We start from the raw sequence: 21,566 nt of genomic DNA on the forward strand, positions 1-21,566 counted from the left end.
CGCCGTGCGACTGCGTGCCGACCGGGTGCGCGTGCGCGTCCCCGCGACGTCCGCGAACCTCGGTCCGGGTTTCGACGCGATGGGCGTGGCCCTCGCGCTGCACGACGAGGTCGAGGTCCGCGCGGTCGCCGCGCCGGGCGTGACCGTCGTCGTCGAGGGGGAGGGTGCCGGTGCGGTGCCGGGCGACGAGCGGCACCTCGTCGTGCGCGCGATCCGCACCGCGCTCGACCACGTCGGCGCGCCGCAGGCGGGCCTGACCCTGACGTGCCGCAACGCGATCCCGCACGGCCGGGGTCTCGGCTCGTCGGCCGCGGCGGTCGTCGCGGGCATCGTCGCCGCGCGCGGGCTGATCTCCGAGCCCGAGGCGCTCGACGACGCGACCGTGCTCGTGCTCGCGACGCAGCTCGAGGGACATCCCGACAACGCGGCCCCGGCGATCCTCGGCGGCGCGACGATCGCGTGGACGACGCCGACCGGCGCGGTGGGTGCCACCCAGGTCGAGGTGCACCCCGACGTGGCCCCGGTCGTGATGATCCCGCCGACGCACCTGTCGACGAAGGCCGCACGCGGTGTGCTCCCCGAGCAGGTGCCGTTCGTGGACGCGGCGCGGCAGGCCGGACGCTCGGCGCTGCTGGTGCAGGCCCTCGGGCGCCGCCCGGACCTGCTGCTCGACGCGACGGTCGACCTGCTGCACCAGGAGTACCGGCGCGCCGTCATGCCGGACTCGCTCGCGCTGGTCGACGCGCTGCGTCGCCGGGGGGTCGCGGCGGTCGTCTCGGGTGCGGGCCCCACGGTCCTCGCGCTCGCGCGCCGGCTGCCCGACGAGCCCGGCGGGCCGGACGTGGCGGGCGACCCGGGCACGGACGCGGACGCCGCGATCGACGAGGCGTTCGGCGGCGTGCTGGGCGGCTGGGTGATCCGCCGGCTGCCCGTCGACCCCGCCGGGGTGCGCCTCGCGGTCGGCGACCACCCGATCGGGTGAGCGGTGTCGCGCGGGGTCATCGCGGCCGGTCGTGAGGCCGACAGTGGTAGCATCGTCGCGTTCCCCCGGACCACATCCTCCGGGTCGCGTGCCTCCCGAACGGTGTTCCGCAGGACATCCGCGGGACCGCTGCCCAGGCGAGCCGACCATCCGGGAACAACCCCAGCCTTGAACGCGTCGCCGACACGGTCGTGAGCCGCGCGTGGGCTTCCAGCACCGTCTCGTCGACGGACGTCCGTCTGACGAGACGACGGCCTCCTACCCCGAGAGGCCACCGACGAGGGGGAAGGGTCCTTCGTGACAGACACCAACCAGACCGGGTCCATCGCGGCGCTGCGCCTGCCCGAGCTGCAGGCCCTCGCGTCCGAGCTCGGCGTCAAGGGCATCTCGAAGATGCGCAAGGGCGACCTGGTCGAGGCGATCGACGCCGCACGCGGCGGTTCGCGCCCCCGGGCCCTCGACGCGCGTCGTGAGCAGACCGTCGCGCCGGTGACGGAGCAGGCGGGCCCCGTCGAGCGCGACGAGGCCGCGCCGCGCACGCAGCGCACGCGCGGTGCCCGCCGCGCGCAGGGCCCCGCGCAGGACGCGCTCGCCGGTCTCGAGGCCGCGATCGACGCGAAGATCGCGGGCGAGCCGGTCGAGCGGCGCGGCGAGGGCCGTGACGGCCGCGAGAGCCGTGACGACGACCGTGCGCAGCGCGCCGCCGAGGCGGTCGGCGAGGCCGTGGGCGACGTGGCGGGCGAGGCCGGCGAGCGCCGCTCGCGCCGCGCGGGCCGTGGCCAGGGCGCCTCCGACGCGCAGGGCGAGGGGCGCCAGCAGCGCGCGCAGGGCCAGCAGCCCGGCGCCCAGGCACATCAGCAGACGGGCCAGCAGACGGCTCAGCAGGCGGGTCAGCAGACCGGCCAGCAGGGCCAGCAGGGCCAGCAGGGTGTCGCGGCGCAGGGCGACGACGACGACGAGCGGGGCGGGCGTCGCCGCCGCTCGCGCGACCGCTACCGCGACCGGGACCGCAAGCGCGGCCGCGGCCGCAGCGGCCAGCCGGACCTCGCGGGTCTCGACGAGGTCGAGCTCGCGGACGACGACGTGCTGCTCCCGGTCGCGGGCATCCTCGACATCCTCGAGAGCTACGCGTTCGTGCGGACCACCGGGTACCTGCCGGGCCCCAACGACGTGTACGTCTCGCTCGGCCAGGTCAAGAAGAACGGCCTGCGTCGCGGCGACGCGATCACGGGCGCGGTGCGGCAGCCGCGTGACGGCGAAGCCGCGCAGGGCGGCCGGCCGAACAAGTTCAACGCGCTCGTGCGGCTCGACTCGGTCAACGGCCTGTCGCCCGACGAGGCGCGCCAGCGGCCCGAGTTCCAGAAGCTCACGCCGCTGTACCCGCAGGACCGCCTGCGTCTCGAGACGCCGGACCCGGGCCGGCTCACGCCGCGCGTGATCGACATCGTCGCGCCGATCGGCAAGGGCCAGCGTGGTCTGATCGTCGCGCCGCCCAAGGCCGGCAAGACGATCATCATGCAGCAGATCGCGAACTCGATCACCGCGAACAACCCCGAGGTCCACCTCATGGTCGTGCTCGTCGACGAGCGCCCCGAGGAGGTCACGGACATGGAGCGGTCGGTCAAGGGCGAGGTCATCGCCTCGACGTTCGACCGCCCGGCCTCGGACCACACGATCGTCGCGGAGCTCGCGATCGAGCGCGCCAAGCGCCTGGTCGAGCTGGGTCAGGACGTCGTGGTGCTGCTGGACTCGATCACGCGCCTGTCCCGCGCGTACAACCTGGCCGCGCCCGCGTCGGGTCGCATCCTGTCGGGTGGTGTCGACGCCTCGGCGCTCTACCCGCCGAAGAAGTTCTTCGGTGCGGCGCGCAACATCGAGAACGGCGGCTCGCTGACGATCCTCGGGTCCGCGCTCGTCGAGACCGGCTCCAAGATGGACGAGGTCATCTTCGAGGAGTTCAAGGGCACCGGGAACATGGAGCTGCGCCTGTCGCGCTCGCTGTCGGACAAGCGCATCTTCCCCGCGGTCGACGTCAACGCGTCGGGCACCCGCCGCGAGGAGCTGCTCATGTCGCGCGACGAGCTGCAGATCGTCTACAAGCTGCGCCGCGTGCTCGGTGCGCTCGACCAGCAGCAGGCGATCGAGCTGCTGATCGGCAAGCTCAAGGAGACCAAGTCGAACGTCGAGTTCCTGCTCGGCGTGCAGCGCTCCACGCCGGGCAGCTTCGGCGAGGAGAACGCGGGCCGCACGGTCTGACCACCGCTCGACGAAGGCCGCGCCCGCTCGGGCGCGGCCTTCGTCGTCCCGGGCGCACGCCGGCGGGTGGCGACGGTCCTGCCGGTCGGACCTTCTCGCCCGTCCTCCACCCGTCCTCCACCCGTCCCTGCAGCCGTCGTCGGTCGCTCAAGGTCGGCGGCGCGTGCGTCGATGGCGGGGCGTGGACGCGGTGCGCGACGGGGGTGACGGCATGGTCGCGTGGCTGACCGAGCGCGCCGGGGCGGCGCCGCCGTGGGTGCTCGGGGCCGCGGCGCTCGTCGCGCTCCTCGTCGTGGCCGCGGTGGCGCGGCGCGCGCGTCGTCCGCCTGCCGGTCGTCGGCCCGGCGGTCGGCCTGGCGGTCGTCGGCCCGGCACTCGTGGGCCTGGCGGTCGTGGGCCCCGGCCGGGGGAGCTGTGGTTCGCCCTCGTGCCGTTCGACGACCGCTCGGGGGCCAAGGACCGGCCGGTGCTCGTGCTCGACGTCCAGGGCGGGTCGGTCGTCGTCGCGCAGCTCACCTCGCAGGACAAGAGCCGCCGGCGCGACCACGTGCCGGCACCCGCGCGCCTGACTGGCATGCGCAAGGACGGCTGGCTCGAGCTGCGCACGCGCACCGTGCCGCGGGGTGCGTTCCGGCGCCGCGCGGGAGACCTGGGCCCGGCGGGGCTCGTCTGGTTCGAGCGCGAGCTCGAGCGCACCGGGCGCGACGGGACGGCCGCCGGCGGGCGTTGACGCGACGAGTCAGCTCGGGTCGCCGATGTGCCCGGGCGCCGTGACCGACAGGACGCGCTCGACGAACGCGGTGTACTCCGACATGTAGTGGCGCAGGAACGTCGCGGTGTCCTCGTGCGTCACGGTGATGCCGCCGGCGCCGTCGTCGGCGTAGTGCTCGGGGTGGAACGTCAGGTACACCTCGGGCGCGTTGAGCTGCGGCGCGTTGAGGAAGCTCAGCACGCTGCGCATCGACGACTGCATGACCGCGGTGCCGATCGCGCCGATCGACGCCCCGACGATGCCGGTGGGCTTGCGCGCGAACGAGTTGGTGCCCCACGGGCGCGACGCCCAGTCGATGGCGTTCTTGAGCGCTCCGGGGATGGACCGGTTGTACTCGGGCGAGACGAAGAGGATGCCGTCGGACGCCTCGACGGCCTCCTTGATCGCGCGGCCCTGCGGCGGGTAGTCGTCGTCGTAGTCCGGCGAGTAGAGCGGCAGGTCACGGATGCCGATCTCGACGAGCTCGAGCTCGGGCGGCGCGAGCCCGACGAGCGCCCGTGCGACCGTACGGTTGACGGACGTGCTCGACAGGCTCCCGACGAGGTAGCCGATCCGGTACGTCATGGCCTTCTCCTTCGAGCTGGGCGGGTCGGCACCTCCACGGTGCTCACTCCACAGTGCTCACTCCACAGTGCAGCGCCTTCCGCCCCGGCGCACGCGGGGGCACCATGGGTCCCGGACACGACGGGACGAGGGGGGACCCATGGTCGACGAGGCTCTGGGGGCACGCGTGCGCGCGGCTCTCGCGGACCACCTCGCGGCGTGCGGCGCCGGGGCGGGACCGGGCGGCTCCGCCGTCGGCGAGAAGCGGATGTTCGGCGGGCTCGCGTTCCTGCTCGACGGGCGGATGGCCGTCGTCGTGAGCACGCGCTCGGGCGGGTTGATGGTGCGCGTCCCGATCGAGGACCGCGGCGAGCTCCTGGCGAGCGCCGGGGTGCGGCCCATGCAGATGCGGGGCTCGGACATGCGGGGGTGGGTCGTGGTCGACACGGCCGAGCTGGCCGACGACGCGGTGCTGCGCCGGTGGGTCGCGATCGGCGCCCGCACGGCCGCGTCCGTGCCCGCGCGCTGACGCGCGGGAGCGCTGGTCAGCGGATGCGCTGGTCAGCGGGTGCGCTCGTCCGCGTGTGTGCCGGGCGCCGTCAGTGCTCGGCGCGCGCGGCGGCGAGCGCCGAGCGGTAGGCCCGCTCGACCTCGTCGGCGATGCGGGGCGTGTCGAACCGTGCCGCGGCGGCGCGCTGGCGCCGGGCGATCGCGGCGCGCCCCTGCGGGTCGTCGACCCACCGGCCGAGCACGCGCGCGAACGTCGCGGTGTCGGCCGGGTCGAGCAGCTGGCGCTCGAGGCCGGCCATCGTCGTGCGGTAGCCAGGGTTGTCGCCCGCGAGGACCACGCCACGCGCGGCGGCGAGCGCCTCGACGACGGAGATGCCGAAGCTCTCGCCACCCGTCGACGGCAGCGCGACGACGTCCGCGTCGGCGAGCAGGGCGGCCTTGTCCTCCTCGGCGACGAACCCGGGCAGGTCGACGCCGGTCAGTCCCTCGCGCGCGACCGTCGCCGCGAGCTCGTCGTGCAGGGGCCCGCGCCCGGCGATCGTCAGGGTCCACGGGTTGCGGGTGCCGGCGCGTGCCATCGCGACCACCGCGTCCAGCAGCTCGCGCGGACCCTTGCGCGGCACCAGCCGCCCGAGGAACACGATGCGGACCGGGCGGTCCGCGCGCACGGGACCGGTGGCCGGGGGGAACCGCGTGACGTCGACGGGGTTGCCCAGCACGTGCGTCGGCACGCGGAACGTGCGCTGCGCGAACTGCGCCGCCGCCTGCGACGTCGCGAACACGTGCCGGAACCGGCGCAGGCGCCGCCGCTCGAGCAGGCCGAGCGCGCGCGTGCCCGCGCTCACCCACCACGAGTGCGGGTAGATGTGGAACGTCCCGACGACCGCGGTGCGGGGCGCGGCCGCCGAGACGACGCGGCCTGCGAGCACGGGCGAGTACGGCATCTGCACGTGCAGCACGTCGAACGGCACGCGCGCCAGCAGGTCGCGCACCTGCGCGCGGGACGCCGGCAGCGGCGTGTTGAGACGGTTGCCGTTGAACGTGACCCCCACGTTGCGCCCGACGACGTGCAGCGGCAGGTCCGTGCGGCGCGTCGTGGACGCCACGTAGTGCACGTCGTGGCCGCGGCGCGTCAGCTCGGCGCCGAGGGTGAGCACGTACTGCTGCACGCCGTCGGGGCGGTCGAGGTCGTCGTCGATCACGAGGCCGACGACGAGGCGACGGTCGTCGTCACGGGGACCAGCAGCAGACGGCACCCACGCATCCTAGGGACCGGCACGCCGGCGGCGGCGTGGACCCGGGCGTGGACCCGGGCGTGGACGTGGTCGTGGACGTGGGCAGGACGCGTCGACGCCCGGGGAAGATTTCGGGGCACGCGGGGGTTCTGGCACAATGGTCCGCTGGTCTGCGGTTCACCCGCGCACATCCGCGTCGGGACCCGGAGACACCCCACCAAGGAGATCCCCGTGAAGTCTGACATCCACCCGGAGTACGTGGTCACCGAGGTCACGTGCACCTGCGGCAGCACGTTCGTCACCCGCAGCACCGTGACGAGCGGCAAGATCCACGCCGACGTCTGCAGCGCCTGCCACCCGTTCTACACGGGCAAGCAGAAGATCCTCGACACCGGCGGCCGCGTGGCCCGCTTCGAGGCCCGCTACGGCAAGAAGGCCAACTAGCACCTCCGCAGCGCCGGTGCCCGGCGCGGACGACTGCCCTCCATGGCAGTGTCCGCGAGGGCACCGGCGCTGCGTCGTCCCCGGGGTGCGTCGCGTGCCCCGTCGCACCCGCACCCCGAGGGAGTCCCGTGAGCGAGCAGTTCGCCGCCGCGCAGGCGCTGCTCGCCGAGCACGCGCAGATCGAGGCACAGCTCTCGGACCCCGCGGTGCACGCCGACGCGGGGCGCGCCCGCACCCTCGGCCGCCGGTACGCCGAGCTCGGCCGGGTCGCGCAGGCCTACCGGGCGTGGCGGTCGGCATCCGACGACGCGGCGGCCGCCGCCGAGCTCGCGGACGAGGACGCGACGTTCGCCGCCGAGTTCCCCGCGCTGCGGGCCGCCGCCGACGAGGCCGCCGCGCGCCTGCGCGAGGTCCTGATCCCGCGGGACCCCGACGACGCGCGCGACGTGATCCTCGAGATCAAGGCCGGCGAGGGCGGCGAGGAGTCGGCGCTGTTCGCGGGCGACCTGCTGCGCATGTACCTGCGGTACGCCGAGCAGCAGGGCTGGGCGACGCAGGTGCTCGAGTCCACGCCCTCGGACCTCGGCGGCTTCAAGGACGTCCAGGTCGCGGTCAAGTCGCGCGGGAGCGTCGCGCCCGAGGACGGCGTGTGGGCGCACCTGAAGTACGAGGGCGGCGTGCACCGCGTGCAGCGCGTGCCCGTCACGGAGTCGGCCGGGCGCATCCACACGTCGGCCGCGGGCGTGCTCGTCTTCCCGGAGGCGGACGACGAGGGCGAGGTCGAGATCGACCCGAACGACCTGCGGATCGACGTCTACCGCTCGTCCGGCCCCGGTGGGCAGTCGGTCAACACGACCGACTCGGCCGTGCGCATCACGCACGTGCCCACGGGCATCGTCGTGTCGATGCAGAACGAGAAGTCGCAGCTGCAGAACCGCGAGCAGGCGATGCGCGTGCTGCGCGCGCGGCTGCTCGCGGCGCGCCAGGAGGAGGCCGCGGCCGCGGCGAGCGAGGCGCGGCGCAGCCAGGTGCGCACGGTCGACCGCTCCGAGCGCATCCGCACGTACAACTTCCCGGAGAACCGGATCGCGGACCACCGCACGGGCTACAAGGCGTACAACCTCGACGCGGTCCTCGCGGGCGACCTCGGGCCCGTCGTCGCGTCCGCGATCGAGGCCGACGAGGCCGCGCGGCTCGCCGAGGCGGGCGCGTGAGCACCCCGGCCCCCGGCTCCGCGGGCGCGCACCGCGCGCCCGGCGTGCGCACGCTCGTGGAGGCCGCCGTGCGCGTGCTCGACGAGGCCGGCGTGCCGTCGCCGCGCGTCGACGCGGTCGCGCTCGCGGCGTACGCGCTCGGGCTGCCGCGTCTCGAGCTCGCGCTCGCACCCGACCCGGCGCCCGCCGGGTTCGTCGAGGAGCTCGCGGAGCTCGTCGAGCGGCGACGGCGGCGCGAGCCGCTGCAGCACATCGTCGGGCACACCGTGTTCCGGTACCTCACGCTGCGTGTCGAGCCCGGCGTGTTCGTGCCCCGGCCCGAGACCGAGGTCGTCGCGCAGGTCGCGATCGACGAGGCCGCGCGCCTCGTCGCCGCGGGTGCGACGCCCGTCGTGGTCGACCTGTGCTGCGGGACCGGCGCGATCGCGCTGTCGGTCGACACCGAGGTGCCCGGTGCGGACGTGGTCGCGGTCGACCTGTCGCCGGAGGCGGTCGGGCTCACGCGCGCCAACAGCGGCGCGGTGGGGACGCGCACGCTGCGCGTCGAGCAGGGCGACGTGCGCGACCCCGACCTGCTGGCGGACCTCGTCGGGAAGGTCGACGTGCTCGTCTCCAACCCGCCCTACGTCCCGCCCGACGCGGTCCCGCGCGAGCCCGAGGTCCGCGACCACGACCCGGACCTGGCGCTCTACGGCGGTGGTGCCGACGGCCTCGACGTGCCGCGCGCGGTGCTCGCCGCCGCCGCGCGGCTCCTGGTCCCGGGCGGCCTGCTCGTGATGGAGCACGCCGAGGTGCAGGACGCGCAGGCGCGCGCCGCGGCGGACCGGACCGGCGCGTTCGTCGACGTCGGCACGCTGCCGGACCTCACCGGACGGGCCCGGATGCTCGTGGCACGTCGGAAGGCACCGTCGCACGTGGAAGGATCGCACCCGTGACCGCGCGCACCCTGTCTGCTCACGACCCCGCGACGTGGGGACCGGCGATCGACGAGGCGGTGGACGTCGTCGCGAACGGCGGGCTCGTCGTCCTGCCGACCGACACCGTCTACGGCATCGGCGCGGACGCGTTCTCGCCGCCCGCGGTGCAGGCGCTGCTCGACGCCAAGGGGCGCGGCCGGCAGATGCCGCCGCCCGTCCTCATCGGCGACGTGCGCACGCTCGACGGGCTCGCGACCGACGTCCCCGCGCACGCGCGGCTCCTCGCGGAGGCGTTCTGGCCCGGCGGGCTGACGATCATCGTGCGTGCGCAGCCGTCGCTCGCGTGGGACCTGGGCGAGACGCACGGCACCGTCGCGCTGCGCGTGCCCGACCACCCGGCCGCGCGTGCGCTGCTGCGCCGCACCGGCCCGCTGGCCGTGTCCAGCGCCAACCGCACCGGCCAGGACGCCGCGCTGAGCGCCGCCGACGCGTACCGCATGCTCGGCGACCGGGTGCGCGTGTATCTCGACGCGGGCACGTCGCCGGGGCAGGTGGCGTCGACGATCGTCGACGCGACGACCCCCCGGCTGCGCGTCGTGCGGCAGGGGGCGATCTCGCTCGCCGCGCTCAACGAGGTCGCGCCCGTGCGCGGCACGGACGGGCTCCTGCCCGACGAGGTCGTGCCCGACGAGGGCGTTCCGGACGAGGGCGGTCCCGACGAGGCTCCTGGCGACCCGGAGGGCGCCGACCGGCCCGCCACGGGGGACGGTGCCGCCGGGTGAGGGTCTACCTGCTCGTCGGCCTGGTGGCCGCCGCGGTCGCCTACCTCATGACGCCGCTCGCCCGCTGGTGCGCGCTGCGCTGGGGCGCGATCACCGCGGTGCGCGACCGCGACGTGCACGCGGTGCCGACGCCACGGCTCGGCGGGCTGGCGATGTTCCTCGGCGTCGTCGTGACGATCGTCGTGGCCAGCCGCCTGCCGTTCCTCGAAGGGGTGTACGACAACCCGCGCGCGCTCGTCGGGATCGTCGGGGGCGCGGGGCTCGTCGTCGCGCTCGGGGTCGCGGACGACATCTGGGACCTCGACTGGCTCACCAAGCTCATGGGTCAGGTGCTCGCCGCGGGCTTCCTCGCCTGGCAGGGCGTGCAGCTCTACCAGCTGCCGATCGGCGGGGTCACCGTGAGCTCGGGGCGCATGTGGACGTTCCTCACCATCGTGATCGTCGTGGTCGCGATGAACGCCGTGAACTTCGTCGACGGGCTCGACGGCCTCGCCGCGGGCGTGCTGGCCATCGGCGGCGGCGCGTTCTTCCTGTACTGCTACCTGCTCACGCGCGCGACGTCGGGCGACTACGCGAGCCTGTCCGCGCTCGTCCTCGCGGCGCTCGTGGGGGCGTGCGTCGGGTTCCTGCCGCACAACCTGTACCCCGCGCGCATCTTCATGGGGGACTCCGGCTCGATGCTGCTCGGGTTCGTGCTCGCCGCCGCGGCGATCATCGTGACCGGCCAGATCGACCCCGAGCAGGTGTCCCGCCGGCAGTCGTTCCCCGCGTTCCTGCCGATCCTGCTGCCCATCGCGGTCCTGCTGCTGCCCCTGCTCGACATGGGGCTGGCGATCATCAGACGCACCATCCAGGGCAAGTCCCCGTTCCACCCCGACCGCCTGCACCTGCACCACCGGTTGCTCGCCCTCGGGCACAGCCACCGTCGCGCGGTGGCGATCATGTACCTGTGGACGGCCGTCTTCGCCTACGGCGTGGGCGCGCTCGTCCTGTTCTCGACGACGACCGTGCTGTGGATCTTCCTCGCCGCCGTCGTCGTCGCCGTCCTGCTGACCATCGGGCCGCTGCGCGGCCGGTCGCACCGCACCTCCAAGGAGCCGCATGTCCTCCCCGACGAGCCCGGACCACGACCCGTCGACCGCCCCGAGGCACGACAGCACAGCTGAGGACGTCTTCCGCACCTCGCTGCGCACGGTGCTGGTCCTGCTCGGCGCGCTGCTCGTGATCGGCACCCTCGTCGGGTGGCTCGTCGCGGGCGCCGCGGGGGTGTGGGGCGCGCTCGTCGGCGTGGGGCTCGCCCTGGTGTTCTCGGGCACGACGATCGTCGCGATGCTGCTCACGACGCGTTCGACCGCGCAGACGATGGCCCTGGTGGTCATGGGCACGTGGCTCGCGAAGGTCGCCGTCGTCGTCGTCGTGCTCGCGATCCTGCGCGGTCAGGACTTCTACTCCCCGGGGGTCCTCGCGGTGACGCTCATGGTCGGCGTGCTGGGCTCGGCGTACCTCGACTACCGCGCGGTCACGCGCGCCCGGCTGCCCTACGTGGAGCCCGCGCCGCGCGACGCGGACGAGAGCACGCGGTGACGCCGAAGTCGTAGGACGACGGTCCCGGACAGGGGCTCGGGCACCACCTTCGATGGGTTAGGCTTCCCCCGACCCCGATGGCCAGCAGTCGAAGGCGTGCCCGCACAGCCGCGGCACCGGCCGACGCGAACGACCTCCAGGAGCGCACCCTGTCCAGCCTCGCGACCCTCCTGCCACTCGCGTCCGACGAGGGGGGCAACGGCTTCCACACGCCGTCGATCGCGGACTTCTTCCCGCCGCCCTTCCTGTTCGAGGGCACGCTGCTCGAGTTCAACAGGCTCCAGCTCGTGCGCGTCATCGCGGCCGTGGCGCTCGTCGTCCTGGTCTGCACGGTCGCCTCGCGGGCCAGGCTGGTGCCCGGCCGCACGCAGAGCGTCGTGGAGATGGGCCTCGACTTCGTCCGCAAGAACGTCGCCGAGGACATCATCGGCAAGGAGAAGGCCGGCAAGTACGTCGCCTTCCTGACGACCCTCTTCTTCGCGATCCTCGCGTTCAACATCACGGGTGTGATCCCGGGCCTGAACATCGCCGGGACGTCCCTGATCGGTCTGCCGGTCATGCTCGCGCTGTGGGTGTACGTGATGTACATCGGCGCCGGGGTCCGCGCGCAGGGCGTCGGCGGCTTCCTGCGGTCGAGCCTGTTCCCCCCGGGCGTGCCGCCCTTCCTGTACGTGCTGCTGACGCCCGTCGAGTTCCTCACGGTGTTCGTCATCCGGCCCGTGACGCTCGCGATCCGGCTCATGGCCAACATGGTCGCCGGTCACCTGATGCTCGTCCTGTGCTTCGCGGCGACGGACTTCTTCGTCCGTGAGGCCTCGGGCATGTCTGCCTTCGCCGTGCCGAGCCTCGTGGGCGGTATCGCGATCACGCTCTTCGAGGTGTTCGTCGCCGCACTCCAGGCGTACATCTTCGTCGTGCTCACCGCCGTGTACATCTCCTCCTCGATCACCGAGGAGCACTGACCTCACCCACCGCAGGGCGGCCACCCTACGGACTACAACGAGCCCTCGGTCGACCGGCCGAGGACCCTACGGAAGGAACGAACGACCGTGGCAGACACCAGCATGATCCTCGCCGCCACCGACGCCGTCTCCGGCAACATCGCGACCGTCGGCTACGGCCTCGCGGTGCTCGGCCCGGGTATCGGTCTGGGCATCCTCATCGGCAAGACCCTCGAGGGCATCGCCCGCCAGCCCGAGGTGGCCGGTCAGCTCCGCACGACGATGTTCATCGGCATCGGCTTCGTCGAGGTGCTCGGCCTGCTCGGCCTCATCACCGGGTTCCTCTTCACGTGAGCGCCGCCGCGATCGCCGCGGCTGTCGTGACGGCCGCGGAGGAGACCGAGGGCGAGGGCGTCCAGCTGCTGCTGCCCGCCGCGTACGACCTCATCTGGTCGACGGTCGTCCTCCTCATCATCGCGATCCCGTTCTACAAGTTCGCCCTGCCGAAGCTGCAGGCGGTCCTCGACGACCGCGCCCGGCGCATCGAGGGCGGCCTTGCCAAGGCGGAGGCCGTCCAGGCCGAGGCCGCGGCGCTGCGCGAGGAGTACGAGCGTGAGCTCGCGGACGCCCGGACCGAGGCGGCCCGGGTCCGTGAGGAGGCGCGCGCCGAGGGCGCGCAGATCGTCGCCGAGCAGCGCGGGCGCGCGCAGGAGGAGGCGGCTCGCATCCTCGAGACCACGCAGCGCCAGATCGACGCCGAGCGGCAGCAGGCTGCCGTGCAGCTGCGCACGGACGTCGGGTCGCTCGCGACCGAGCTCGCGTCGAAGATCGTCGGCGAGTCGCTCGAGGACGAGGCACGGCGCTCGCGCGTCGTCGACCGGTTCCTCGACGAGCTCGAGGCGACCGCGGCGACGAGCGGCAAGGGGGCCTGATGCGCGGGACCTCTCGCGCGTCGCTGGCGGCGGTCGAGGAGCGGTTCGAGCCGGTTCTCACCGCCGCCGGGGCACAGGCGTCCGACCTGGGCGAGCAGCTGTTCGCGCTCGTCGACGCGCTCGACTCCTCCGGTTCGCTGCGTCGCGTGCTCGGCGACCCGTCGGTCGACGGCGAGGCCAAGGCCACGCTAGTCGGGCGGCTCCTGGCCCCTGCCGACCCCCGGGTCGTGGCCGTCGCGCAGGACGCGGTGCGCCAGCGCTGGTCGGCGGACGCCGACCTCGCCGACGCGCTCGAGCGGCTCGGCTTCATCGCCGTGGTCGCGCGCGCCGAGAACGAGCACGGCCTCGCGGACGTCGAGGAGGAGCTGTTCCGGCTCACGCGTGCGCTCGCCGGTCAGCGCCAGGTCCGCCAGGCGCTGTTCGACCCCGCGATCCCGGGAGCGGCGCGCGCCGACCTCGTGGACCGGATCCTGGCAGGCCGCGGCAGTGCCGTGACCGGGATCATCGCGCGGCGCGCGGCGTCCGCGCCGCGTGGCCGGCGCTACGTGGCCACGCTCGGGCGCATCGCGGACCTCATCGCCGAGCGCCGTAGCCGCGAGGTCGCGACGGTCACCAGCGCGACCGACCTCGCCGGCCCGCAGCGTGACCGCCTGGCGCAGATCCTGCGGCAGGCGTACGGCCGCGACGTGCAGCTCAACGTGATCGTGGACCCGCACGTGCTCGGTGGTCTGCGCATCCAGGTCGGGCCGCAGGTGGTCGACTCGACCGTGCTGTCCCGCCTCGCCGACGCCCGACGACGACTCGCCGGCTGACCCGGCACCCCAGAACGCTGAGCCTGCACCGGCAGGCCCATGACAGGAGAGAGCAATGGCTGAGCTGACGATCCGGCCGGAGGAGATCCGCGCCGCGCTGGACAGCTTCGTGAAGAGCTACGAGCCCACGGGCGCCGTCGCGGAAGAGGTCGGCCGTGTGACCCTGGCGGGCGACGGCATCGCCCAGGTCGAGGGCCTGCCCGGCGCGATGGCCAACGAGCTGCTGCGCTTCGAGGACGGCACGCTCGGCCTTGCGCTCAACCTCGACGTGCGCGAGATCGGCGTCGTCGTGCTGGGTGAGTTCTCCGGCATCGAGGAGGGCCAGGAGGTCCGCCGCACGGGCGAGGTCCTCTCGGTCCCCGTCGGTGACGGCTACCTCGGCCGCGTGGTGGACCCGCTCGGCCAGCCGATCGACGGCCTGGGCGAGATCGAGGTCGAGGCGCGCCGTGCGCTCGAGCTGCAGGCGCCGGGCGTGATGGCGCGCAAGTCCGTGCACGAGCCGCTGCAGACCGGCATCAAGGCGATCGACTCGATGATCCCGATCGGCCGCGGTCAGCGCCAGCTGATCATCGGCGACCGCCAGACCGGCAAGACGGCGATCGCGATCGACACGATCATCAACCAGAAGGCCAACTGGGACTCGGGCGACCCGACCCAGCAGGTCCGCTGCATCTACGTCGCGATCGGCCAGAAGGGCTCGACGATCGCCGCGGTGCGCGGCGCGCTCGAAGAGGCCGGTGCGCTCGAGTACACGACCATCGTCGCGGCGCCCGCGTCCGACCCGGCGGGCTTCAAGTACCTCGCGCCCTACACCGGCTCGGCCATCGGCCAGCACTGGATGTACGGCGGCAAGCACGTCCTCATCGTGTTCGACGACCTGTCGAAGCAGGCCGAGGCGTACCGCGCCGTGTCGCTCCTCCTGCGTCGCCCGCCGGGCCGCGAGGCGTACCCCGGTGACGTCTTCTACCTGCACTCCCGGCTGCTCGAGCGTTGCGCCAAGCTCTCGGACGAGCTGGGCGCGGGCTCGATGACGGGTCTGCCGGTCATCGAGACCAAGGCGAACGACGTCTCGGCGTACATCCCGACGAACGTCATCTCGATCACCGACGGCCAGATCTTCCTCCAGTCGGACCTGTTCAACGCGGACCAGCGTCCCGCGGTCGACGTCGGCATCTCGGTGTCGCGCGTCGGTGGTGCGGCCCAGGTCAAGGCGATGAAGCAGGTCTCCGGCACGCTCAAGCTGGACCTCGCGCAGTTCCGCTCGCTCGAGGCGTTCGCGATGTTCGCGTCGGACCTCGACGCGACGTCGCGCGCCCAGCTGGCCCGTGGCTCGCGCCTGACCGAGCTGCTCAAGCAGCCGCAGTACACGCCGTACCCGGTCGAGGACCAGGTCGCGTCGATCTGGGCCGGCACCAAGGGCCACCTGGACGACGTGCCGATCGAGGACGTCAAGCGGTTCGAGTACGAGCTGCTCGACCACCTGCGCCGTAACACGGACGTGCTCACGACGATCGCCTCGACGGGCAAGCTCGGCGACGAGACCGAGCAGCAGCTCGCGTCCGCGGTCGAGCAGTTCCGCGGGGGCTTCCTCAAGTTCGACGGGACGCCGCTCGTCGGCGGTGCCGAGGAGGACGCCGAGGTCGAGGTCGAGCAGGAGCAGATCGTCCGGCAGAAGAAGGCCTGAGCATGGCCGGTTCGCAGCGCGTCTACAAGCAGCGCATCAAGTCCACCCAGTCGCTCAAGAAGATGTTCCGGGCGCAGGAGCTCATCGCTGCGTCCCGCATCGGCAAGGCCCGCGACCGGGTGGCCCTGGCGTCGCCGTACTCGCGGGCGATCACGCGTGCCGTCTCGGCCGTGGCCACCCACTCGGACGTGACGCACCCGTTCCTCGCGAGGCGGACCGACACCAACCGCGTGGCCGTGCTGCTCGTCGCGTCGGACCGCGGCATGGCGGGCGCCTACTCGGCGACCGTCATCCGCGAGACGGAGCGGCTCATCGAGCAGCTGCGCGACGAGGGCCGCGAGGTCGACCTGTACGTCTCGGGCCGCCGCGCGGTGAGCTACTACACGTTCCGCCAGCGTGAGCTGGCGGGGCGGTGGGTCGGCCAGTCCGACGCCCCGCAGCTCGAGACGGCACGGGAGATCGCCGACACGCTCCTGGAGCGGTTCGGCGCCCCGGCCGACGAGGGCGGCGTGGCCGAGGTGCACGTCGTGTACACGCAGTTCGTCAACATGGTCACGCAGCGGCCCCGGGTCATCCGGCTCCTGCCGCTCGAGGTCGTGGAGGGTGTCGCGCCCGCCGGCGACGGCGGTCCGCTCCCGCTGTACGACTTCGAGCCGGACCCGGAGACGGTGCTCGACGCGCTGCTGCCGCGCTACTTCCGCGCCCGGATCTTCGCGAGCCTGCTGCAGGCCGCGGCGTCCGAGCTCGCCGCGCGTCAGCGGGCCATGCACACCGCGACCGACAACGCGGAGGACCTCATCCGCACGTACACCCGACTGGCCAACCAGGCCCGTCAGGGCGAGATCACGCAGGAGATCAGCGAGATCGTGTCGGGCGCCGACGCGCTCGCCTCGGCCTCCTGAGCCACGACCGACCGAAGACCACGCCGGGGTCGACCACCCCGGGACGAGAAAGCAGGCCAGACATGACCGCCACCACCGTCGACGAGACGGCCACCGCCGCCGGCACGCCCGGCGTCGGTCGCGTCGCCCGCGTCATCGGCCCCGTCGTGGACATCGAGTTCCCGGCGGACCAGATCCCCGAGATCTACAACGCCCTGACGGTCGACATCGACCTGTCCGGCCAGGGTGAGGGCGAGGGTGAGGGCACGCTGCGCATGACGCTCGAGGTCGCGCAGCACCTCGGCGACTCGCTCGTGCGCGCCATCGCCCTCAAGCCGACGGACGGCCTCGTCCGTGGCGCCCAGGTGACCGACACCGGTGCCCCGATCTCGGTGCCCGTCGGCGACGTGACCAAGGGCAAGGTCTTCAACGTCACGGGTGACGTGCTGAACCTGGCCGAGGGCGAGACGCTCGAGATCACCGAGCGCTGGCCCATCCACCGCAAGCCCCCGGCCTTCGACCAGCTCGAGTCGAAGACGCAGATGTTCGAGACCGGCATCAAGGTCATCGACCTGCTCACGCCGTACGTGCAGGGCGGGAAGATCGGCCTGTTCGGTGGTGCGGGCGTCGGCAAGACGGTCCTCATCCAGGAGATGATCCAGCGCGTCGCGCAGGACCACGGTGGTGTGTCGGTGTTCGCGGGCGTCGGTGAGCGCACGCGTGAGGGCAACGACCTCATCGTCGAGATGGAGGAGGCGGGCGTCTTCGACAAGACGGCCCTCGTCTTCGGCCAGATGGACGAGCCGCCGGGCACGCGTCTGCGCGTGGCCCTCTCGGCACTGACGATGGCGGAGTACTTCCGCGACGTGCAGAACCAGGACGTGCTGCTGTTCATCGACAACATCTTCCGGTTCACGCAGGCCGGTTCCGAGGTGTCGACGCTGCTCGGCCGCATGCCGTCCGCGGTGGGCTACCAGCCGAACCTGGCCGACGAGATGGGCCTCCTGCAGGAGCGCATCACCTCGACCCGCGGTCACTCGATCACGTCGCTGCAGGCCATCTACGTGCCGGCGGACGACTACACCGACCCGGCCCCGGCCACGACGTTCGCGCACCTCGACGCGACCACCGAGCTCAGCCGTGAGATCGCCTCGCGCGGTCTGTACCCCGCGGTCGACCCGCTGTCGTCGACGAGCCGCATCCTCGACCCGCGTTACGTGGGCCAGGAGCACTACGACGTCGCGACGCAGGTCAAGTCGATCCTGCAGCGCAACAAGGAGCTCCAGGACATCATCGCGATCCTCGGTGTCGACGAGCTGTCGGAGGAGGACAAGACCGTCGTCGCGCGGGCGCGTCGCATCCAGCAGTTCCTGTCGCAGAACACCTACATGGCCGAGAAGTTCACGGGTGTCGTCGGCTCGACCGTGCCGGTGTCCGAGACGGTCGAGGCGTTCAAGAAGATCGCCGCGGGCGAGTTCGACCACATCGCCGAGCAGGCGTTCTTCAACATCGGTGGCCTCGAGGACCTCGAGAAGAACTGGGCCCGCATCCAGAAGGAGTACGGGGTCTGATGGCGGCCACGCTCGAGGTCGACCTGGTCGACGCGGTGGGCAAGGTCTGGTCGGGCCGGGCCCGCCAGGTCTCGGCCCCCGCGGCCGACGGGGAGATCGGCATCCTCGCGGGGCACACGCCGATCCTCTCGGTGCTCCGCGCGGGTGAGGTGCGGGTGCGCACCGAGGGCGAGGGTGTGCTCTCGTGGCACGTCGACGGGGGCTTCCTGTCCGTCGACTCGGACACGGTCACGATCGTCGTCGACGCGCTGAGCGACTCGACGTCCTCGTCCCACTGAGGCCGGCCGCGTGCACGGGGGCGTCGTCGTCGCAGTCGTGACGGTGGTGCTGCTCGCGCTCGTGACGGCTGCCCTGTGGCTCTCGCGACGGCACACGCTCGACCGCCGCGTGGGGTCCTTCCGCTGCGCGCTGCGCCACGGCACCCGCTGGCCGGGTGGCGTGGCGCAGTACGGCGCGGCGTCCCTGTACTGGTGGCGCTCGTGGTCGTTGGCCCCGCGGCCCGCGCGGCGGTGGGAGCGCGAGTCCCTCGCGGTCGTCGCCAAGCGCCAGGCCGACGTCCCCGGTGCGCCCGGCGACCTCGTCGTGACGTGCCGGTCCCGGTCCGCCGGGCGGCCGGTCGAGTTCGAGCTGCTGCTCTCCGCGGACGCGTACGCGGGCCTCACCTCCTGGATCGAGGCGACGCCGTCGCGCGTCGGCTCGGTCATCTGACCCCCTCGTCCGGGAGGATCCTCGCGTGCGTCTCGTCGTCGCGTCCTGCGCGGCCCGCTACACGGGCCGGCTGTCGGCCCACCTGCCTCGCGCGACGCGTCTGCTCGTCGTCAAGGCGGACGGCAGCGTGCTGCTGCACTCCGACGGCGGCTCCTACAAGCCGCTGAACTGGATGAGCCCGCCGTGCTCGCTGGCGGTGGGCGAGCCGGACGACGAGTCGCGCGCCGCGGGGGTCACGCAGGTCTGGACCGTGCAGCACCAGAAGTCCGACGACCGGCTCGAGATCGAGCTGTTCGACGTGCTGCACGACAGCGCGCACGAGCTCGGGGTGGACCCGGGCCTCGTCAAGGACGGCGTGGAGGCGCACCTCCAGGAGCTCCTGGCCGCCCAGATCGGCCTGCTCGGCGACGGGCACGTGCTGGTGCGCCGCGAGTACCCCACGGCGATCGGCCCGGTGGACATCCTCGCGAAGGACCCCACGGGCGGGTCGGTCGCGATCGAGATCAAGCGCCGCGGCGACATCGACGGGGTCGAGCAGCTCACGCGTTACCTCGAGCTGCTCAACCGCGACCCGCTGCTCGCGCCCGTGCGGGGCGTGTTCGCGGCGCAGGAGATCAAGCCGCAGGCGCGCGTGCTCGCGACCGACCGCGGCATCGCGTGCCTGACGCTCGACTACGACGCGATGCGTGGCGTCGACGACGTGGACTCCCGGCTCTTCTGACCCCGCGACCGGCGTGGGTCCGCGATGATGACGGCATGACCGGCACCGCTCCCGACCTGGACGTCCGTCGCGCGGCGGGCGTCGTCTGGCGCGCGCTCGTGCTGTGCTGGGTCCTCGGCGTGGTGCTCGCACTCGTGACCGGCGCGGGCGGGCTGGGGGTCGGGCTGGTCTCGTACGCGGTGGTGCTCGGGGCCGTCCCCGTGCTCGTCGTCGGGGGGACGGGGGCGATGCTGGTCGAGCACCGGCTGGTCGACGCCGGACCCGCGCACCGCGCCGCGGTGTACGGGGCGCTCGGCGCGGGCGTCGCGCTCCTGGCCGGTCTGGTCGTGCTGCAGGCGGGTGTGGCGTCCTGGTGGGGCGTCGTCCTCGCGTCCGTCGGTGCGGCGTCCGCGGCGGGGGCGTGCGTGTGGGCCGCGTGGTCGCGGGGGCGTGGGGGACAATGACCGCGTGAGCGACCTCCCGGAGTCCGAGATCCTGCTGCGTGGCCGGGTCGTCACGCCGACGCACGTGCTCGAGGACGGGCTCCTGGTCACCCGGGGCGCGACGATCACCTGGATCGGTCGCGCGGACGAGGCGCCCGCGCCGTGGAACGAGCGCCTGCCCGAGGCATCCGACGACATCGTGCTGCCCGGTCTGGTCGACGTGCACTGCCACGGGGGTGGCGGTGCGAGCTTCCCGGACGCGACGACGGCGGAGCAGGTCGCGACCGCGGCGCACGAGCATCTGCGCCACGGGACGACGACGCTCGTCGCGTCGTTGGTGACGGCTCCGCCGGACGTCCTGCTCGCGCGCACGGCTCTGCTCGCGGACGCGGCCGACGCCGGCGTCGTCGCGGGCATCCACCTCGAGGGGCCGTTCCTGTCGCACGCGCGCTGCGGCGCGCAGAACCCCGGTGACATGCTCGCGGGCGACCCGGCACTGGTCGACGCGGTGGTCCAGGCGGCGCGCGGGCACCTGGTGACGATGACGGTCGCGCCCGAGGTCGTCGGTGTGCACGCGGGGCAGGGCGACGACGTGCTGGCCGCCCTGGTGCGCGGCGGCGCGCTCCCGTCGATCGGCCACACGGACGCGAGCGCGGTGCAGGTGGAGGCGGCCGTCGACCGCACGTTCGACCTGCTCGCGGCGGACCCGGCGGCGCGCTCGGGCCGGCCGACCGCAACCCACCTGTTCAACGGGATGCGCCCGGTGCACCACCGCGACCCGGGTCCGGTCCTGGCGTGCCTCGCGGCAGCGGGGCGCGGTGAGCTCGTCGTCGAGCTCGTCGCGGACGGCACGCACCTGGATCCTGCGACGGTCGTGGCGGTGTTCGACCTGGTCGGTGCGGACGCGGTGGCGCTCGTGACCGACGCGATGGCGGCCGCGGGGATGGCCGACGGCGACTACCAGCTCGGGCCGATGGCGGTGCGGGTCGCCGACGGTGTGGCGCGGGTCGTCGACGGCGACGGTGAGGCGGGCGCGATCGCGGGCGGGGTCGCGCACCTGCTCGACGTCGTGCGCGCGACCGTGGCCGCGGGTGTGCCGGTGGTCGACGCGGTGCGCGCGGCGTCCCTCACGCCGGCGACGGTGCTCGGGCTGCGGGACGTGGGCGGCCTGGTGGCGGGCCTGCGGGCGGACGTCCTGGTCGTGGACGGAGACCTCACGCCGCAGCTCGTGCTGCGCGCGGGTGTGCCGGTGGACTGACCCGTCAGGCCGCGGGCTGCTGCGGACCCGGCGGGGTGGCGGGTGCGGGCACGACGCCGCCGGGGGCTGTGGGGGCGAGGCCGACGGGCGCGGCGGGGCTGCCGGCGGGCTCGTCGGCCGTGAGGTCCTTGACCTCGCTCTTGAAGATCCGCAGCGACTGCCCGACGCCGCGCGCGAGCTCGGGCAGCTTGTTCGCGCCGAACAGCAGCACGAGCACGGCTACCAGGATGACGAGGTGCCAGGCGGACAGGTTTCGCAGCACGGGCGGTTCTCCCAGCTCGGGGCTTCGTCGTCGAAGCGCTTCAACGGCCCATGGTCGCCCAGCAGGTCCGATCCGTCAACCAACGCCCGCGACGCCCGCCGTTGACCGGTGCTCCGCTCGCGGCGTTGAATTGAA

25 protein-coding genes are annotated in these 21,566 nt (G+C 73.5%); 22 read left to right on the top strand and 3 right to left on the bottom strand.

The window, feature by feature from the left end; genetic code table 11:
* Positions 1-4 precede the first annotated feature (4 nt).
* From thrB to CBP52_RS00800, 3 genes are all read left to right on the top strand, one after another.
* Positions 5-982 (top strand): homoserine kinase, encoded by a 978-nt coding sequence (thrB, locus tag CBP52_RS00790; protein WP_094179420.1) that lies wholly within the window; start codon positions 5-7, stop codon positions 980-982.
* A gap of 297 nt (positions 983-1,279) precedes the next feature.
* A complete protein-coding gene (rho, locus tag CBP52_RS00795) occupies positions 1,280-3,238 on the top strand; it encodes a transcription termination factor Rho (RefSeq protein ID WP_094179421.1) in 1,959 nt (652 codons plus the stop codon).
* 163 nt (positions 3,239-3,401) lie between these two features.
* Positions 3,402-3,968 carry a type II toxin-antitoxin system PemK/MazF family toxin gene (locus tag CBP52_RS00800; protein WP_157732459.1) on the top strand — a complete coding sequence of 189 codons (567 nt, stop codon included), beginning with the start codon at positions 3,402-3,404 and terminating at the stop codon, positions 3,966-3,968.
* A gap of 9 nt (positions 3,969-3,977) precedes the next feature.
* On the opposite strand, the gene CBP52_RS00805 is transcribed toward CBP52_RS00800, so the two are convergent.
* Positions 3,978-4,574 (bottom strand): NADPH-dependent FMN reductase, encoded by a 597-nt coding sequence (locus CBP52_RS00805; RefSeq protein ID WP_094179423.1) that lies wholly within the window; start codon positions 4,572-4,574, stop codon positions 3,978-3,980.
* Positions 4,575-4,713: 139 nt separating this feature from the next.
* Between CBP52_RS00805 and CBP52_RS00810 the strand changes: the two genes are divergently transcribed.
* Complete coding sequence (locus CBP52_RS00810; protein WP_094179424.1) at positions 4,714-5,082, top strand: TfoX/Sxy family protein; 369 nt, start codon at positions 4,714-4,716, stop codon at positions 5,080-5,082.
* Between the two features lie 70 nt (positions 5,083-5,152).
* On the opposite strand, the gene CBP52_RS00815 is transcribed toward CBP52_RS00810, so the two are convergent.
* A complete protein-coding gene (locus tag CBP52_RS00815; RefSeq protein WP_094179425.1) occupies positions 5,153-6,319 on the bottom strand; it encodes a glycosyltransferase family 4 protein in 1,167 nt (388 codons plus the stop codon).
* Positions 6,320-6,529: 210 nt separating this feature from the next.
* Between CBP52_RS00815 and rpmE the strand changes: the two genes are divergently transcribed.
* The 18 genes from rpmE (at position 6,530) to CBP52_RS00905 (ending at position 21,169) form a co-directional block, all read left to right on the top strand.
* The gene (gene rpmE / locus CBP52_RS00820) at positions 6,530-6,742 is read left to right on the top strand and encodes a 50S ribosomal protein L31 (RefSeq protein ID WP_048342972.1); all 213 of its coding nucleotides are present in this window, start codon (positions 6,530-6,532) and stop codon (positions 6,740-6,742) included.
* A gap of 128 nt (positions 6,743-6,870) precedes the next feature.
* Positions 6,871-7,956 carry a peptide chain release factor 1 gene (gene prfA / locus CBP52_RS00825; RefSeq protein ID WP_094179426.1) on the top strand — a complete coding sequence of 362 codons (1,086 nt, stop codon included), beginning with the start codon at positions 6,871-6,873 and terminating at the stop codon, positions 7,954-7,956.
* Entirely contained in the window at positions 7,953-8,891 is a 939-nt protein-coding gene (gene prmC, locus CBP52_RS00830) for a peptide chain release factor N(5)-glutamine methyltransferase (protein ID WP_232514593.1), read from the top strand. The genes prfA and prmC overlap by 4 nt, the downstream gene beginning before the upstream one ends.
* Positions 8,888-9,655 carry an L-threonylcarbamoyladenylate synthase gene (locus CBP52_RS00835; RefSeq protein WP_094179427.1) on the top strand — a complete coding sequence of 256 codons (768 nt, stop codon included), beginning with the start codon at positions 8,888-8,890 and terminating at the stop codon, positions 9,653-9,655. The genes prmC and CBP52_RS00835 overlap by 4 nt, the downstream gene beginning before the upstream one ends.
* Positions 9,652-10,821 carry an MraY family glycosyltransferase gene (locus tag CBP52_RS00840; protein WP_094179428.1) on the top strand — a complete coding sequence of 390 codons (1,170 nt, stop codon included), beginning with the start codon at positions 9,652-9,654 and terminating at the stop codon, positions 10,819-10,821. The genes CBP52_RS00835 and CBP52_RS00840 overlap by 4 nt, the downstream gene beginning before the upstream one ends.
* Positions 10,757-11,239, top strand: a complete 483-nt coding sequence (locus CBP52_RS00845; protein WP_094179429.1) for a hypothetical protein — start codon at positions 10,757-10,759, stop codon at positions 11,237-11,239. The genes CBP52_RS00840 and CBP52_RS00845 overlap by 65 nt, the downstream gene beginning before the upstream one ends.
* A gap of 77 nt (positions 11,240-11,316) precedes the next feature.
* Positions 11,317-12,201 carry a F0F1 ATP synthase subunit A gene (atpB, locus tag CBP52_RS00850; protein ID WP_094179430.1) on the top strand — a complete coding sequence of 295 codons (885 nt, stop codon included), beginning with the start codon at positions 11,317-11,319 and terminating at the stop codon, positions 12,199-12,201.
* Between the two features lie 102 nt (positions 12,202-12,303).
* Positions 12,304-12,534, top strand: coding sequence for an ATP synthase F0 subunit C (gene atpE, locus CBP52_RS00855; protein WP_094179431.1), 231 nt, complete (start codon positions 12,304-12,306; stop codon positions 12,532-12,534).
* Positions 12,531-13,112, top strand: a complete 582-nt coding sequence (locus CBP52_RS00860) for a F0F1 ATP synthase subunit B (RefSeq protein ID WP_094179432.1) — start codon at positions 12,531-12,533, stop codon at positions 13,110-13,112. Before atpE ends, CBP52_RS00860 begins: the two co-directional genes overlap by 4 nt.
* Positions 13,112-13,924 (top strand): F0F1 ATP synthase subunit delta, encoded by an 813-nt coding sequence (locus CBP52_RS00865; protein ID WP_094179433.1) that lies wholly within the window; start codon positions 13,112-13,114, stop codon positions 13,922-13,924. The genes CBP52_RS00860 and CBP52_RS00865 overlap by 1 nt, the downstream gene beginning before the upstream one ends.
* 55 nt (positions 13,925-13,979) lie before the next feature.
* Positions 13,980-15,608: a F0F1 ATP synthase subunit alpha gene (gene atpA, locus CBP52_RS00870; protein WP_094179434.1), complete on the top strand. Its 1,629-nt coding sequence runs from the start codon at positions 13,980-13,982 to the stop codon at positions 15,606-15,608.
* Positions 15,609-15,610: 2 nt separating this feature from the next.
* Entirely contained in the window at positions 15,611-16,510 is a 900-nt protein-coding gene (locus CBP52_RS00875; protein ID WP_094179435.1) for a F0F1 ATP synthase subunit gamma, read from the top strand.
* A gap of 62 nt (positions 16,511-16,572) precedes the next feature.
* A complete protein-coding gene (atpD, locus tag CBP52_RS00880) occupies positions 16,573-18,060 on the top strand; it encodes a F0F1 ATP synthase subunit beta (RefSeq protein WP_094179436.1) in 1,488 nt (495 codons plus the stop codon).
* On the top strand, positions 18,060-18,338 hold the full coding sequence (locus tag CBP52_RS00885; protein ID WP_094179437.1) for a F0F1 ATP synthase subunit epsilon: 279 nt from the start codon (positions 18,060-18,062) through the stop codon (positions 18,336-18,338). The genes atpD and CBP52_RS00885 overlap by 1 nt, the downstream gene beginning before the upstream one ends.
* Positions 18,339-18,348: 10 nt before the next feature.
* Complete coding sequence (locus CBP52_RS00890) at positions 18,349-18,768, top strand: DUF2550 family protein (protein WP_094179438.1); 420 nt, start codon at positions 18,349-18,351, stop codon at positions 18,766-18,768.
* A gap of 25 nt (positions 18,769-18,793) precedes the next feature.
* Positions 18,794-19,489, top strand: a complete 696-nt coding sequence (gene nucS, locus CBP52_RS00895; RefSeq protein ID WP_094179439.1) for an endonuclease NucS — start codon at positions 18,794-18,796, stop codon at positions 19,487-19,489.
* Positions 19,490-19,524: 35 nt separating this feature from the next.
* Entirely contained in the window at positions 19,525-19,932 is a 408-nt protein-coding gene (locus CBP52_RS00900) for a hypothetical protein (protein ID WP_094179440.1), read from the top strand.
* A 4-nt stretch (positions 19,933-19,936) separates the two neighbouring features.
* Positions 19,937-21,169, top strand: a complete 1,233-nt coding sequence (locus CBP52_RS00905) for an N-acetylglucosamine-6-phosphate deacetylase (RefSeq protein ID WP_094179441.1) — start codon at positions 19,937-19,939, stop codon at positions 21,167-21,169.
* A 4-nt stretch (positions 21,170-21,173) separates the two neighbouring features.
* On the opposite strand, the gene tatA is transcribed toward CBP52_RS00905, so the two are convergent.
* A complete protein-coding gene (gene tatA, locus CBP52_RS00910; protein ID WP_094179442.1) occupies positions 21,174-21,431 on the bottom strand; it encodes a Sec-independent protein translocase subunit TatA in 258 nt (85 codons plus the stop codon).
* Positions 21,432-21,566 lie beyond the last annotated feature (135 nt).

It is taken from the genome of Cellulomonas sp. PSBB021 (assembly GCF_002240455.1).
Taxonomy (GTDB): Bacteria; Actinomycetota; Actinomycetes; order Actinomycetales; family Cellulomonadaceae; genus Cellulomonas; species Cellulomonas uda.